The organism is Flavobacterium johnsoniae (genome assembly GCF_030388325.1).
Taxonomy (GTDB): domain Bacteria; phylum Bacteroidota; class Bacteroidia; order Flavobacteriales; family Flavobacteriaceae; genus Flavobacterium; species Flavobacterium johnsoniae_C.
This window is the reverse complement of the sequence record NZ_CP103794.1, coordinates 2,530,625-2,546,228: the sequence shown is the minus strand read 5'-3', so window position 1 is coordinate 2,546,228 and position 15,604 is coordinate 2,530,625. Positions and strand designations below refer to the sequence as shown.

11 protein-coding genes are annotated in these 15,604 nt (G+C 32.7%); 5 read left to right on the top strand and 6 right to left on the bottom strand.

The genetic code is table 11. The features are described 5' to 3' along the window. Positions 1-104: 104 nt before the first annotated feature. Entirely contained in the window at positions 105-1,427 is a 1,323-nt protein-coding gene (locus NYQ10_RS11035; protein WP_289880819.1) for a PDZ domain-containing protein, read from the bottom strand. Between the two features lie 123 nt (positions 1,428-1,550). On the opposite strand from NYQ10_RS11035, the gene NYQ10_RS11030 reads away from it, so the two are divergent. The 5 genes from NYQ10_RS11030 (at position 1,551) to lgt (ending at position 6,553) form a co-directional block, all read left to right on the top strand. Then, complete coding sequence (locus tag NYQ10_RS11030; RefSeq protein ID WP_289880817.1) at positions 1,551-2,747, top strand: pyridoxal phosphate-dependent aminotransferase; 1,197 nt, start codon at positions 1,551-1,553, stop codon at positions 2,745-2,747. Positions 2,748-2,949: 202 nt separating this feature from the next. Continuing rightward, positions 2,950-3,621 (top strand): GTP cyclohydrolase I FolE, encoded by a 672-nt coding sequence (gene folE, locus NYQ10_RS11025; RefSeq protein ID WP_289880815.1) that lies wholly within the window; start codon positions 2,950-2,952, stop codon positions 3,619-3,621. A 106-nt stretch (positions 3,622-3,727) separates the two neighbouring features. Then, on the top strand, positions 3,728-5,209 hold the full coding sequence (gene cysS / locus NYQ10_RS11020; protein WP_289880812.1) for a cysteine--tRNA ligase: 1,482 nt from the start codon (positions 3,728-3,730) through the stop codon (positions 5,207-5,209). 98 nt (positions 5,210-5,307) lie between these two features. Next, positions 5,308-5,556 carry a membrane protein insertion efficiency factor YidD gene (yidD, locus tag NYQ10_RS11015; RefSeq protein ID WP_229352622.1) on the top strand — a complete coding sequence of 83 codons (249 nt, stop codon included), beginning with the start codon at positions 5,308-5,310 and terminating at the stop codon, positions 5,554-5,556. Between the two features lie 64 nt (positions 5,557-5,620). Then, positions 5,621-6,553, top strand: a complete 933-nt coding sequence (lgt, locus tag NYQ10_RS11010; RefSeq protein ID WP_289880810.1) for a prolipoprotein diacylglyceryl transferase — start codon at positions 5,621-5,623, stop codon at positions 6,551-6,553. A 55-nt stretch (positions 6,554-6,608) separates the two neighbouring features. Here lgt and NYQ10_RS11005 read toward each other — a convergent pair whose 3' ends face one another. The 5 genes from NYQ10_RS11005 to asnB form a co-directional block, all read right to left on the bottom strand. Further along, positions 6,609-7,217: an acyloxyacyl hydrolase gene (locus NYQ10_RS11005; RefSeq protein WP_289880809.1), complete on the bottom strand. Its 609-nt coding sequence runs from the start codon at positions 7,215-7,217 to the stop codon at positions 6,609-6,611. A gap of 84 nt (positions 7,218-7,301) precedes the next feature. Then, a complete protein-coding gene (gene secDF / locus NYQ10_RS11000) occupies positions 7,302-10,292 on the bottom strand; it encodes a protein translocase subunit SecDF (protein ID WP_289880807.1) in 2,991 nt (996 codons plus the stop codon). A gap of 222 nt (positions 10,293-10,514) precedes the next feature. Further along, a complete protein-coding gene (gene mdh / locus NYQ10_RS10995; RefSeq protein WP_289880806.1) occupies positions 10,515-11,450 on the bottom strand; it encodes a malate dehydrogenase in 936 nt (311 codons plus the stop codon). 111 nt (positions 11,451-11,561) lie between these two features. Continuing rightward, the gene (gyrB, locus tag NYQ10_RS10990) at positions 11,562-13,502 is read right to left on the bottom strand and encodes a DNA topoisomerase (ATP-hydrolyzing) subunit B (protein WP_289880804.1); all 1,941 of its coding nucleotides are present in this window, start codon (positions 13,500-13,502) and stop codon (positions 11,562-11,564) included. A 336-nt stretch (positions 13,503-13,838) separates the two neighbouring features. Beyond that, positions 13,839-15,455, bottom strand: a complete 1,617-nt coding sequence (gene asnB / locus NYQ10_RS10985) for an asparagine synthase B (protein ID WP_289880802.1) — start codon at positions 15,453-15,455, stop codon at positions 13,839-13,841. Positions 15,456-15,604: the final 149 nt, after the last annotated feature.

Sequence of the window (15,604 nt, the reverse complement as noted above, 5' to 3'; positions counted from 1 at the left end):
ATACTAAAATATCTAAAGATAGACACGATTTTAACAAACATTTTTTCACAAAAAAATATACCCTCAATAGTGTTATTGCAATAAGTATATATTAAAATATCTATTTAAAGCTCATCTTCAAGTTTAAATCTAAATTTTAAGACTACACTATTTCTTTCAACTTCCATGTTAACCCAAATATCTTCCTCTGACTTTAAAAGATTATTTATTTGCTGCAAGCTGTATTTATAGGGTTGAATTCTATTAATACTTACTATAATATCACCTTTGCGTAATCCGCATTTTTCGGCAGCAGAATTTCTACGCACATTGACAATTTCATAAATCGGTTTTAGGGCAAATTTGTATTTAAAATTATTACTGTCTTTACCCCCCTGAAACTCATCAGGTGTATTAACCACTCTAACGGTTTCCATATGCACAGTTTCTTGAACCCATTGGAGTCCGTTATGCTGAACAGAAATTCCGCTTTTGTTATAAGTAAAAGGTTCGCCAAATTTGTTGTTTTTCTTTAAATAGAGTTTTTTATCCTTATAATCTAAAACAACAGTAAATCTTTTGAGTATTTCTCCACCCAACGAACCGATACGTCCTGGAACCATTTTTACATTTCGAATTGAAAGTGAATCAGGAAAAGAAACAATTGGTTTTTTAAAATCAAATTCATCAATCGAAAACTGATCTATTTTAGCACGATGCCCTTCAATATCACCGCTAAATCCCTTTCCTAAAAAATCAGGAAAATTCTTGCTTGGAAGTTTAATTTTATCATTTTCAAAAATCCAGAAAGCATCACTATTACCAATATCAATTAACAGTTTTGCTTCAATTTTTTGGTTATTGACAGTTGCAACGGTTAATATATAAGGTTTAGATCTTTCAATAGTTATCGGAATTAATTTAAATTTTTTATCCAATTTTTCTTGAAACTTAGTGTTTTTAGAATGAACAACAATTTTCTTTTTTTGGTAATTGATTTCTACCAAATTATTTTTAAAAAATTTATGTCCAATAATTCCATTTACAGGAATTCCGATATGCGAAGACAAATTGAAACTTTGATCCAAAATAATATAAACCATATGGTCATCCGACTTTAAACCATGAGTTTCTAAAACATTTTTAGTCGATTTCAGACCTTCAATTTCCTCTTCGCTTCCTAAACCCCGAAGTTTGATTTTTTCAACATTATTAAAACTAACTTCCTGTTTATCCTCCATACTAAACAGAATTGTTTCCTCAACACCAGAATCTAGCAGAAAATTAAGTTCTACTCCGTTTACTTTTATCGGAATAAAAATCAGATTATTAATTAGTTTAAAAGGAATTGTGGTTTTTGTCGCATTGTTCTCCATCAAAAAAGCGCTTTGCCCAAAAAGCGCAAAAGGTAAGAATACCCCAAAAAACAATACTATATATTTTTTCATTGACAATTTTTTATTATAAAATTACTAAATATATTTATTATTGTTACATTTTTGCAAGTACCTATATTGTTTACGTTAAATTCGAAAAAAAAATGCAAATTTGCACTTCAATAATTTGTACTCATGCCAACAATTTCACACAAAGGCAAAAACATGCCTGAATCTCCGATACGCAAGCTGGCTCCTTTTGCAGATTTAGCAAAGAAAAAAGGACACAAAGTGTATCACTTAAACATTGGTCAACCGGATATCAAGACACCCGAAGTGGCCATCGAGGCGGTAAAAAATATTGATTTAACTCTTATAGAATACAGTCCGTCTGCCGGATATGAAAGCTATAGAAAAAAATTAGCTCATTTTTACCAGCGTCAAAACGTAAACGTTAACACAGAAGACATCATTGTTACAACAGGTGGTTCTGAAGCCTTACTTTTTGCGCTGGCCACAATTACAGATCCTGGAGACGAAATCATAATACCAGAACCATTTTATGCTAATTATCATGCATTTGCATCTTCAACGAGCGCAACTGTAGTTCCTCTTGTTTCTACTATTGAAACTGCTTTTGCTTTGCCAAGCATTGAAGAAGTAGAAAGATTAATAACACCAAAAACAAAAGCCATTCTGATTTGCAATCCCGGAAATCCGACTGGATATTTATATACTGAAACAGAGATTAAGCAATTAGCAAGTTTAATCAAAAAACATGATTTATACTTAATTGCTGACGAAGTGTATCGCGAATTTCTGTATGACGGAAATGATGTTCATTTTTCTGTAATGAATCTTGAAGATGTACAGCAAAACGTTATTATGGTCGATTCTGTATCAAAACGTTACAGCATGTGCGGCGCAAGAATTGGCTGTTTAGTGACTAAAAATAAAGAAGTTCTAGCAACAGTAATGAAATTTGCTCAAGCACGTTTAAGTCCGCCAACAATCGAACAAATTGCCTGTGAAGCTGCAATTGATACGCCTCAAAGCTATTTTGATGAAGTAATTTCAGAGTATAAAGAACGTCGTGATACATTAATTGCCGAATTAAATAAAATCGATGGAGTTATTGTAACAAAACCAAAAGGAGCTTTTTATTGCATTGCAGAATTGCCAATAGAAAATTCAGACGATTTTGCGCAATGGCTTTTAGAAAGTTATGATTTAAATGGTGAAACTGTCATGATTGCTCCCGCAAAAGGCTTTTATTCAACTCCAGGAATGGGATTAAATCAGGTTCGTATTGCTTATGTATTGAACAAAAAAGATTTGATTACAGCCGTAAACATTTTAAAAGAAGCTTTGTTGGTTTATAACAACAGATAATCAATTGATTAAATAAAATTAAAAAAGGTAATAACTATTTCGTTATTGCCTTTTTTGTTTTAAAAAAGCATAATCTAAATAGCGAAATTAAATTATCTTCAAAAAGGAGCAATTAAATCCTAAAAACGATAGAAAAGGTTTCCTATTTATTAATTATCTTTACCGCCTTAAAAAGGAATACATATACTAATAGTAGTTTTTAATGATAAACAACGAAGAATTTTTAGACGAAATAGGAGATAATCATTTCAGCAGTAACGCAAAGAACCCTTTAAGAGCGGATGCTTTTGATATAACTGATGAAGAAAAAATAGAAAAAATTAAAAAAGATGTTGAAAGCATTCTACAAACTCTTGGAATGGATTTGACAGACGACAGCATTAAAGGTACTCCAAACCGAGTTGCAAAAATGTTTGTAAAAGAAATTTTTGGCGGTCTTAACCCAGCAAAACAGCCAAAAGCTTCTACTTTTGATAATAATTACAAATATGGCGAAATGCTTGTAGAGAAAAACATTACGGTTTATTCTACTTGCGAACACCATTTACTGCCAATTATCGGACGTGCTCACGTGGCTTATATCTCAAGCGGACGCGTTATTGGTTTATCAAAAATGAACAGAATTGTAGAATACTACGCAAAAAGACCTCAGGTTCAGGAGCGTTTAACTATGCAGATTGTTCAGGAACTTCAAAAAGCTTTAGGAACAGAAGATGTTGCTTGCGTTATCGATGCAAAACACCTTTGTGTAAATTCTCGCGGAATTAAAGATATCGAAAGCAGCACAGTAACGTCTGAATTTGGTGGAAAATTCAAAGATCCTCAAACTAAAAGAGAATTCTTAGATTACATTAAATTAGAAACACAGTTTTAGTTTAATCAGTGAATCGTTAATTTGTTTAATCGAAAACAAATAAATGATTAAATAATCAAGGAATAAAAAAATCAACGATCAAAACGGTTAAAAAGTAAAAAACAATATGCCACTATATAATAGTCAACCTCTAAAAATATACAATTCACTTTCGGGTGAAAAAGAAGATTTCAAACCAATCCATGAAGGAAACGTTGGAATGTATGTTTGTGGACCTACAGTATATAGTAATGTTCACTTAGGAAATGTGAGAACTTTTATGTCTTTTGACGTAATTTTCAGATATTTTCTTCATTTAGATTATAAAGTTCGCTATGTTAGAAATATTACCGACGTTGGACATATTGTGGATGATGTTGATGAAGGTGAAGATAAAATTGCAAAAAAAGCACGTTTAGAGCAGTTAGAACCAATGGAGGTTGTTCAGCGCTATACGGTAGATTTTCATGATATTTTAAAATCTTTCAATTTCTTACCGCCTAGTATCGAGCCAACTGCAACCGGACATATTATCGAGCAAATTGAGATTATCAAAAAAATTATAGCAACCGGAATTGGATACGAAGCCAACGGTTCTGTTTATTTTGATGTTGTAAAATATAACGAAACCAACAATTACGGTATCTTAAGCGGCAGAAACATCGAAGATATGCTTGCTAATACTCGTGATTTGGATGGACAATCTGACAAGAGAAATCCGCAGGATTTTGCACTTTGGAAAAAAGCTGAACCTGAACACATTATGAGATGGCCTTCGCCTTGGAGCGATGGGTTTCCAGGATGGCACCTTGAATGTACTGCAATGAGCACGAAATATCTTGGTAATCATTTTGATATTCACGGAGGCGGAATGGATTTAAAATTTCCACACCACGAATGTGAAATTGCTCAAAATGAAGCTTGTACAGGTCAATCTCCTGTAAACTACTGGATGCACGCCAATATGCTTACCTTAAACGGAAAGAAAATGGCAAAATCTACTGGAAATAATATTTTACCAGGCGAAATTCTTAGCGGAGATAACAACATTTTAAGCAAACCTTTTTCTGCTTCTGTAACTCGTTTTTTCATGCTTCAAGCACATTACAGAAGTATTTTAGATTTTTCTGATGATGCAATTGTTGCAGCTGAGAAAGGATACAAAAGATTAATGGAAGCTGTTGAAGCACTACCTAATATTGTTCCTGGAAAAACCAGCTCAATTGATTTTAGAGCATGGAAACAGCTTTGTTATGATGCTATGAATGACGATTTTAACACACCAATTTTAATCGCTCAACTATTTGAAGCTGTTCGCTTTATCAATCTATTAAAAGATGGAAAAGAAACAATTTCAGAAGAAGATTTAAAAAGTTTCCAAACAGCAGTAAATGCTTTTGTTTTCAATGTCTTAGGTCTTAGTGATGAGAAGAACGCAGATGGAGACAATGATAAACTAGAAGGCGTTGTTAATATGCTTATAGGCATGCGAAATCAAGCAAGAGCAGACAAAAATTTTGCATTGTCAGATCAAATTCGCGACCAATTAATTGCATTAGGCATACAGCTAAAAGACGGAAAAGAAGGAACTTCATTTAGCATACAATAAAAAAGTATTCAGTATTCAGTTTTTTAGTGTTTAAATTTTAGCTTAAACAAAATACAAGAACTGAATACTAAAAAATGAACACTGAACACTAAAAAAATATGTTATCAAAAATTCTAATATATCCTTTTGTGCTACTGGTTCGTTTTTATCAAACGGCAATTTCGCCATTTACCCCAGCAACTTGCAGATTTGAACCAACGTGTTCTAGCTATATGATTCAAGCATTACAAATTCACGGCTTGTTTTACGGAGGATTTTTAGGAATAAAACGTATTTTAAGCTGTCACCCTTGGGGAAGAACTGGATACGATCCAGTTCCAGAAAAAAAATGCAATCACAAACATTAACTGTTTGCAAATTGATACTTTACATTAAACTTTTATCTTTACATTTCTATAAAAAAAATACTGTATGACACATGCCCTAAATTTAATATGGAATCCTTCTGAAGGAATCGATCTAGGATTTTTTATGATTCGCTATTACAGCTTAATGTTTGTAATTGCCTTTGGATTAGGATGGTTTCTAATGAAAAAGATTTTCGAAAGAGAAAACGAATCACTTGAAAAGCTGGATTCTCTATTTGTTTGGACAGTTCTTGCTACTTTGATTGGGGCGCGTTTAGGACATGTTTTCTTTTATGATTGGGATTATTTTAAAGACCATTTATTAGAAATTATTCTACCTGTTAAATTTGAGCCAGAATTTCATTTTACTGGATTTCAAGGTCTAGCAAGTCACGGTGCGGCAATCGCGATTATAGTTGCCATGTATTATTACAGCAAAAAAATCTTAAAAAAACCCATGCTATGGATACTAGACCGTGTTGTAATTCCTGTAGCAAGTGGCGCTATATTTGTTCGTATTGGTAATTTCATGAATTCGGAAATTGTTGGAAACGAAACTACATCTTCTTTTGGAATTCGTTTTTTACACGATAAATTTGACAAATATCAAATCGTAGGCAAAACAGGAATTACCGATCCTAAAGAAGCCTACAATGCAGTTGTAACTGATCCAAAATTTGCTAATTTATTAGCAGAAGTACCTGTAAAACATCCAACTCAATTATACGAGGCTTTTTGCTACATTTTTGTATTTGGAATTTTATACTTTTTGTATTGGAAAACAAATGCGAGACTTAAAACAGGATTATTATTTGGAATGTTTTTAGTTCTTCTATTTGTTGTTCGTTTTATTGTAGAATTTGTTAAATCAAAACAAGGAGGACTAGAAGATACATTAGGTTATTTCTCTACAGGACAATGGTTAAGCATTCCTTTTATTATAATCGGGCTTTTCTTCATCATTAGAGCACAAAGAAATCCTCTTGCAGAATCTTAAAAAAAAATTACACAATAAAAAATGCCCAATATCTGAGATATTGGGCATTTTCTTTTTATAATTGATATGATACTCCAAATTCTATATTCTTTGTATTATACCCAGCGTTTGTACTTCCTAAACCTGCATTAGAAACATGTCTTAAACTTGGACGAATATCAAATCGAAATTGATTGTAATCAGCAGTGAAACCTAAAGCTAAAACATCTGCAAAAGCAAAGCCACTAGACATACGTTCAGTTTCTGTATCTGTAATCATTGGTCCAACACTTCCGAGAAGATAAATTGAATATGATTTTGCAAATGGCTTTCTAACGACAAAACCAATATTCATCACATATTCTCGCACCTCTTTTAACTTCATATATTTAATTCTTTTCTCTTCAAAATTGGGTGTTTCTGGTTTTACAAAGTACAAATTCAACAATTGATGTTTTCCAAAATTAATTTCAGGCTGAATTAAAATTTCATATTTAAAATTTCGAGATTCTTTAAAACTATAATAAACTTGTGCTTTGTAAAAATTATTAGTAAAAGTATAATCCTTATTATTGAATTCACTTCCGAAACCATAATTCACTCCTATTCTAAAATTACTATTCTGAGCATTAATACATAATGTCGTTAAGAAAAAGACAGTACAGAAAAATATATTTTTTATCATAATTATTTTTTACAACTAAAACACAAACATAAAAAAAAGATCCAGTTTTCACTGGATCTTTCTATTATTAAAAACAAAGTTTAATTACACTTTGTTATGTTTGTCTTCGATTGTATGTTTCTCATCATTCGAAATCGTGTCAACCAATACTGGAGTCGCGATAAATAATGAAGAGTAAGTACCAACAATAATACCGATTAACATTGCAAAGATAAATCCTCTAATTGACTCTCCACCAAAGATAAACATCGTTAATAATACGATAATCATCATTAATGAAGTATTCAATGTTCTTGATAATGTTGTATTAATAGAAGCATTTACGATATCTTCGAAACTTCCTTTACGGTTTCCGATGATAAATTCTCTTACCCTGTCAAATACAATTACCGTATCGTTCATAGAATAACCAATTACAGTCAAGATTGCAGCGATAAAGTGCTGATCCATTTCCATGTGGAATGGCATGAATTTGTAGCATAATGAATAAACTCCTAATACAAAGATTACGTCGTGAGCAACAGCTGCAATCGCACCTAATGAATATTGCCATTTACGGAAAGATACCATTAAGTATAAGAAAATAACTGCCATCGCACCAAGTACAGCCCAGTATGAGTTAGTTTTAATATCTTCAGAGATAGAAGCACCAACTTTAGAAGCTTGTAATACACCTACTTTTTTACCATCAAATGAGTTGATGAATTTATCGTAAGAAGTATTTGGGAAATATTTCTGTAATGCAGCGTATAATTTTTGGTTCACTTCCTCATCGATAGCCACACCATCTTCTTTAATTTTATATTTAGTAGTGATTTTCAATTGATCATCATCACCTAAAATTTTAGCTTCAACTGGAGTACCGAAAGCAGCAGATAATTCATCAGAAACTGCAGTAGCATCTACAGCTTTTTCGAATTTCACTTGGAAAGTTCTACCTCCTACAAAATCAACACCTTCATCTAATCCGTTAACGAAGAAGATAGAAACTAAACTTACTACTGTTACAATAGAAGAGAAGATATAAGTGAATTTTTTAACTTTAATGAAATCAAAGTGGAAGTTTGTAAACCAGTTTTTAGTAATGTTTGTTGAGAAAGTCAAATCTGCTTTTCCAGCAATATTTCTGTCGATGAAAATTCTAGCAATAAAGATAGAAGTAAACAATGAAGTTACGATACCAATTAATAATGTTAACGCGAAACCTTTAATTGGTCCTGTTCCAAAAATAAACAAGATAGCTCCAGTTAAAACGTGAGTAACGTTCGCATCAATAATAGAACGCATTGCACCATGCCATCCGTAAGAAGCTTGAACTGCTTCAGAAAGAGATTTTCCTTCACGCAATTCTTCTTTTGCTCTTTCGTAGATAATAATGTTCGCATCTACCGCAGTACCTAATGTTAATACGATACCTGCAATACCTGGTAATGTTAATACAAAACCAAAACTTGCCATAATTCCGAATAAGAATAGTAAGTTTAATAATAAAGCAAGGTTTGCATACCAACCAGCTTTACCATAATAGAATACCATCCAAACACAAACTAATAAGAATCCTAAAACAGAAGAAATTGTACCTGCATCAATAGCAGCTTGTCCTAAAGATGGACCAACAACAGTTGATTGAATAATATCTGCAGAAGCTGGTAATTTACCTGCGTTTAATACGTTAGCTAAATCTTTAGTTTCAGCAACATCAAAAGAACCTGTAATTTCAGATCTTCCTCCAGCAATAGGACCACTTGTTACACCTGGAGCAGAATATACGATATCATCTAAAACAATAGCAATATAGCTTTTTTGAGCAAATGCTCTACCTGTAAGTTCTTCCCAAACTTTAGCACCTTGGCTGTTCATTTGCATAGAAACAGCAGGTTTACCCATTTGGTCAAAAGTATCTTTTGCATCAGTTACAACACCACCGCTCATTGCTGGGTTATTGTCTCTGTTTCCTTTTAAAGCATATAATTCAACAACTTCTAAATCTTTTGCAGATGCTAAATCTTTCGCTTTTTGATCTTTAATAGTAGTTGGTTTACTCCAAACAAATTTAGCATAGTGTTGATCAGCAGCTAATAAAACTCTAATATCTGGTCTTTTTAAATAACCATTAATAGTAGCAGTATCTTTTGTAGCGAAATAACCTAGAACTGGTCCTCCACCTTGACCTACGATTTTATCAAATAAAGGATTGTTTCCTTTTTTAACATCAGCAGAATCTTTAGTATCTGTTAACAAAGCATTCAATGAATCTTTAGCAACAGTTTTTGTTTCTACTTTAGAAACCTCAGTTTTCTTTAAAGCTTCGTTAGCAGCAACTAAGAAGTTTCCAATTTCTTCAACTTTATAAGTTTCCCAAAACTCTAATTGAGCTTTTCCACCTAATAATTTTTTAATTCTATCAACATCCTTAGCACCTGGAAGCTCAACTAAGATTCTTCCTGTTTCTCCTAATTTTTGAATGTTTGGTTGAGTAACACCAAATTTGTCGATACGCTCTCTTAATACTTTAAAAGCACTTTCTACAGACTCATCAACTTTTCTTTTGATTACTTTTTGAACTTGTGCATCAGACATTTGAAAGTCAACTCCACCTTCTCCTTGAAGACTTCTGTTAGCAAAAATATCTGGCGAAGCCAATTTTACAGAACCTTTTGAATTTGCTTCAAAAGCTTCAAAAAACTTACTTAAATATGTTTTGTTTCCTTCTAAATTTGCAGATGCATCAGCTAATGATTTATTAAAAACTGGATTTTTAGAATTATTAGCCAAACCTTTTAATACATCTTTAATAGAAATTTGAAGAATAACGTTGATTCCTCCTTCTAAGTCAAGACCTTTATTAAGCTGTTTGTTTTTCACTTCGTTATAAGTGAAATCAGTAAAACCAAGATTTAATACTTTTTCTTTACCAATAGAATCTAAATATTTCAGCTCTTTATCAGGATTGTCTCCTGCAAAAGCTTTAGCTTCACTTTTGACACCATTTGCCACAAAAGTGAATGATAGTTGGTAAATACTTACCAATGCAAATAGAATTGCGAAAAATTTAATAAGTCCTTTATTCTGCATTATTACTAAAAATTAATTATGTTTTATTTTTGTTTTTGTTTTAAAGTCCCATAAAATAAGCCCTGACATGATTTTTTAAAACAAAAATACGAGATCACGAATTACCAATTTTTTTTTAAACCGAGCAAATATATAATTAACGAAAATATTAACCAATTTATTTATTAATTAATCTCAAAAAAAAAGTCAAAAGTGCACCTTTTCTCTTTTTTGCCGTTTTTATTATACTAAAATCGTTTTTAAAGCATCATTCATACTGCGAACTGCATCTGCACTTTTCGCAAATAATGCTTTTTCCTGATCATTTAATTTAATATCTACAATTTCTTCAACGCCGTTTTTACCAATTATACAAGGCACACCTATACATATATCGTCTTGACCATATTCTCCTTCTACAAAGACAGAACATGCAATCATTTTCTTTTGATCATTCAAAATACTATCAACCAAATAAGCTACAGAAGCTCCAGGCGCATACCAAGCAGAAGTCCCAAGCAATCCTGTAAGCGTAGCTCCACCTACCATAGTATCTGCTGCTACTTTCTGCAATACTTCTTCTGAAAGAAATTGAGAAACCGGAATTCCATTATAAGATGCCAAACGTGTTAACGGAATCATAGTTGTATCACCATGACCTCCAATTACCATTGCCGAAATATCATTTGCAGGTTTATCTAAAGCCAGAGAAAGATAAGTTCTAAAACGCGAACTATCTAAAGCTCCACCCATACCTATAATTCTGTTTTTTGGCAAACCAGTGGCTTTTAAAGCCAAATACGTCATCGTATCCATCGGATTCGAAACTACAACAATTATTGTATTTGGAGAATATTTCAGTACATTTTCAGCAACACCTTTTACGATTCCCGCATTTATACCTATTAATTCCTCTCTTGTCATTCCTGGTTTTCTTGGAATTCCAGATGTTATTACAACAACATCACTTCCAGCAGTTTTAGAATAATCATTGGTAACGCCAGATACTTTAGTATTAAAACCTGTATTTGTAGCACATTGTGTAATATCCAACGCTTTACCCTCGGCAAAACCTTCTTTAATATCCAACAATACTACTTCGCTTGCAATTCCTCTATAAGAAATAACATCTGCACATGTAGCTCCAACATTTCCTGCTCCTACAATGGTAACTTTCATATTTTTTACTTTATCGGTTATTAATTCTTGTCTATTCCTTAAAAAGACAATTCGCTTAATTGTCTAGTAAATTTAAACAATTAAACGAATTGAAATTATTAATTTTTCATTTTATGCGTCGATATTTGCATAAACTGCATTTTTCTCGATAAACTCTCTACGTGGCGGTACTTCATCACCCATTAACATAGAGAAAACTCTGTCTGCTTCGGCTAAACTATCAATAGTTACCTGACGTAGTGTTCTGAAATTTGGATCCATTGTTGTTTCCCACAATTGCTCCGCGTTCATCTCTCCAAGACCTTTATAACGTTGAATATTAGCACTTCCCCCCATTCTTTCGTTAGCTTGATCGCGTTGAACATCATTCCAAGCATATTCTTTTTTGTTTCCTTTTTTAACTAAGTATAAAGGTGGCGCTGCAATATATACGTGACCTTCTTCAATTAGTTCTTTCATAAAACGGAAGAAGAACGTTAATATTAAGGTAGAAATGTGGCTACCATCGACATCGGCATCACACATGATGATTACTTTATGATATCTTAGCTTTTCTAGATTTAATGCTTTACTATCTTCCGCAGTTCCTACTGTAACTCCAAGAGCTGTAAAAATATTTCTAATCTCCTCGTTTTCGAATACTTTATGATGCATCGCTTTTTCAACGTTCAGGATTTTACCACGTAATGGCAGAATCGCTTGAAAGTTACGATCACGTCCTTGTTTTGCCGTTCCACCAGCCGAATCTCCCTCGACAAGGTAAACCTCACATCTTGCAGGATCTTGTTCTGAACAGTCAGATAATTTTCCTGGCAATCCGCCACCGCCCATAACGGTTTTACGCTGTACCATTTCACGCGCTTTTTTCGCTGCGTGACGTGCCTGAGCTGCTAAGATTACTTTTTGGATAATCAGTTTTGCATCATTTGGATTTTCTTCCAAATAATTTTCTAACATTTCACCAACTGCCTGAGAAACCGGAGAAACTACTTCTCTATTTCCTAATTTAGTTTTAGTTTGTCCTTCGAATTGAGGTTCAGAAACTTTTACCGAAATAATAGCAGTTAATCCTTCACGGAAATCATCTCCAGCAATTTCGAATTTTAGTTTATCCAATAAACCTGAAGCATCAGCATATTTTTTAAGTGTTCTTGTTAAACCACTTCTAAAACCTTGTAAATGCGTTCCTCCTTCGTGAGTATTGATATTATTTACGTAAGAAAAAATATTCTCTGTATAACTTGTATTATAAATCAAGGCAACCTCAACTGGAATTTCACCTTTATCATTATCCATACTGATAACATGAGAAACAATAGGCTCACGATTACCATCTAAATAACGAATGTATTCTTTAAGACCTTCATCAGAATGAAATACTTCACTTCTGAATTCGCCTTTTTCATCAACTTCTCTCTTATCTGTAAACGTGATTGTAATTCCTTTATTTAAGAAAGAAAGCTCACGCATACGAGCTGAAAGCGTATCGTATGAAAACTCAGTAGTTTGAGTAAAAATAGTATCATCAGGATAAAAAGTCTGACGAGTACCTCTTTTTTCTGTTTCTCCAATTTGTTTAACTGGATATAATGATTTTCCTCTTTCGTATTCTTGTTCGTAGATTTTTCCTTCTCTAAAAACAGTAGACTTCATGTGAACCGAAAGCGCATTTACTACAGAAACCCCAACACCGTGAAGTCCTCCAGAAACTTTATACGAATCTTTATCAAATTTACCTCCAGCACCAATTTTAGTCATTACAACCTCAAGTGCAGAAACTCCTTCTTTTTTATGTAAATCAACTGGAATACCACGACCGTTATCTTCAACTGTAATAGAACCATCTTCGTTTATTGCAACACTAATTGTATCACAATGTCCTCCCATCGCCTCATCAATAGAGTTATCAACAACCTCGTAAACCAGATGGTGCAGTCCTCGAACCCCTACATCACCAATATACATCGATGGACGCATTCTTACGTGCTCCATCCCTTCTAATGCCTGAATACTATCTGCTGAATAATTGTTCTTCTTGATTTCTTCGCTCATATAATTTATTCTAAAAAATGTAATTATTGTCTAACAGGCAAATATATAAAAACGCAAGCTATATATCCAGTAAAATACGACATAAAGCATTTAAGTTATTAACAGAATTGTCTGAAAAACCAAAAAATAAAACTAAAAATGAATTTAAATTCCAATTTTCTTAAATTCTAAATTCTAAAAATAGATATAATGCAAAATCATAAATTCTAAAACTGAAACTTCTATTACATAAAAAAGCCGAAACCACATTTTTAATGCATTTCGGCTTTTCAATATTTAGTCCTTAAATTTAGAATTTAAGAAAACTGAAATTTGTTTTTTTATTTTGAAAATTACTTAAACAACAACTCCCGATTTTACGTTTTCAAAATTTCCATTTAAATGAGCTGCATTTGCTCTTCCGCTTGGATCTAGGTTTTCTTGCCATTTCGGAATCCACTTTCGAACGGTTTGCGCAGCGCTGACTTGCGGATAATATTTATGGAAAATTGATCGATATAAATAGGCTTCTTTTGTTGTTGGCGAATTATATGGAAATTCTATGTTTGCGCCAGCCAATTGTTCGTCTGTAACTTGTGAAGCACAATATTCAATTAATTCATCTACCCAATTATAACCAACTCCGTCTGAAAACTGTTCTTTTTGACGCCATAAAATTTCTGAAGGCAAATATTGATCTTCAGCAATATCAAAGGCTTTTCTTAAAATGTATTTTTCAATTCCGTCGTAAGTTTTCGGCTGTTTTTCTTCTGTTTTAATTCGAATAGTTGTATCTAAAAAATCTGTATCTAAAAACGGAAATCTCACTTCTAAACCGTGCGCCATTGTTGTTTTATCGGCACGAAGTAAATCTGCGGTAAACAACTTCTGAACTCTTTCTATTGTTTCGTCTTGAAATTCTTCTTCTGAAGGGGCATTTCTAAAATACAAATGACCTCCAAAAACCTCATCTGCTCCTTCGCCCGACAAGACTACTTTTATTCCTTGATTTGCAATTTCTTTCGAAAGCAAATACATCGGAACTCCAGATCTTACAGAAATAATATCGTATGTTTCTATATGATAAATTACTTTTTCTAAAATCTTAACTCCTTCTTCTACAGAAAAATGAACTTCATGATGTTCAGTTCCTAAAAATTCTGCCGCTTTTCTAGCTGCAATATTATCTGGCGAATCAGCATTTAATCCGATAGAAAACGAATGCAGTTTTTCTCCTTTTTCTTTTAACAATCTTGAAGTTACAGCAGAAATCAAAGAAGTATCCAAACCTCCTGACAATACCACTCCTAAAGGCACTTCTGCCAATAAACGCTTGCGAGTTGATTCTACTAAGCTTTCGCGAATAACTTCTAAATCTAATGCTTGAGTCGCCTTTTTATGATCCTCATATTCTGGATGATAATACTTTACAAAACCAGTTTTTGCAGTATAATAATGTCCAGGAGGAAAAGTTGAGAATGATTTACACTGATCTGCAATAGATTTCATTTCTGATGAAAAATAAATTCTTCCCCTTTCATCTAAACCATAATATAAAGGCTTCACTCCAATCGGATCGCGACCTGCAATATATTTATCTCCATCGATAACAACGAATGCAAAATCGCCATCTAGTTTATTACAGAAATCATATCCAAATTCTTCATAAAGATGTACAATCACCTCAGAATCTGAATTTGTTCTAAAAGTATGATGCTTTAAAACCGTATCTTTAAGTTCCTGATAATTATAGATTTCGCCATCGTGAATCATCCAAGCTTTATTGGTTCCTTGAATTGGCTGTTTTCCCGAATTAAGATCAATAATAGATAAACTTTCATGACAAAGCACACTTCCGTTTTCCATAATATGAATATCACTTTCGTCAGGGCCGCGATGCGACATTCTTTCAGAAAGTTCTTTAACAAGTTGTGGGGCTTTTCCTTTACCAATTACGGCTAATAATCCAGACATAATTTTTTATTTTATTATACTATTTTAATTCAGTTTATCCGAACATTAAAAAATCATTAAAACATTCCATTCAAGGCAAAACTAAATATTAATTTTTGCTTTGAGCTATTAAAATCATTAAAATATTCAGAGTTTAACAATAATAATGC

Coding starts and splice junctions, on each gene's coding strand:
- NYQ10_RS11035 (WP_289880819.1), bottom strand. CDS start 1,427: ATGAAAAAATATATAGTATTGTTTTTTGGGGTATTCTTACCTTTTGCG.
- NYQ10_RS11030 (WP_289880817.1), top strand. CDS start 1,551: ATGCCAACAATTTCACACAAAGGCAAAAACATGCCTGAATCTCCGATA.
- folE (WP_289880815.1), top strand. CDS start 2,950: ATGATAAACAACGAAGAATTTTTAGACGAAATAGGAGATAATCATTTC.
- cysS (WP_289880812.1), top strand. CDS start 3,728: ATGCCACTATATAATAGTCAACCTCTAAAAATATACAATTCACTTTCG.
- yidD (WP_229352622.1), top strand. CDS start 5,308: ATGTTATCAAAAATTCTAATATATCCTTTTGTGCTACTGGTTCGTTTT.
- lgt (WP_289880810.1), top strand. CDS start 5,621: ATGACACATGCCCTAAATTTAATATGGAATCCTTCTGAAGGAATCGAT.
- NYQ10_RS11005 (WP_289880809.1), bottom strand. CDS start 7,217: ATGATAAAAAATATATTTTTCTGTACTGTCTTTTTCTTAACGACATTA.
- secDF (WP_289880807.1), bottom strand. CDS start 10,292: ATGCAGAATAAAGGACTTATTAAATTTTTCGCAATTCTATTTGCATTG.
- mdh (WP_289880806.1), bottom strand. CDS start 11,450: ATGAAAGTTACCATTGTAGGAGCAGGAAATGTTGGAGCTACATGTGCA.
- gyrB (WP_289880804.1), bottom strand. CDS start 13,502: ATGAGCGAAGAAATCAAGAAGAACAATTATTCAGCAGATAGTATTCAG.
- asnB (WP_289880802.1), bottom strand. CDS start 15,455: ATGTCTGGATTATTAGCCGTAATTGGTAAAGGAAAAGCCCCACAACTT.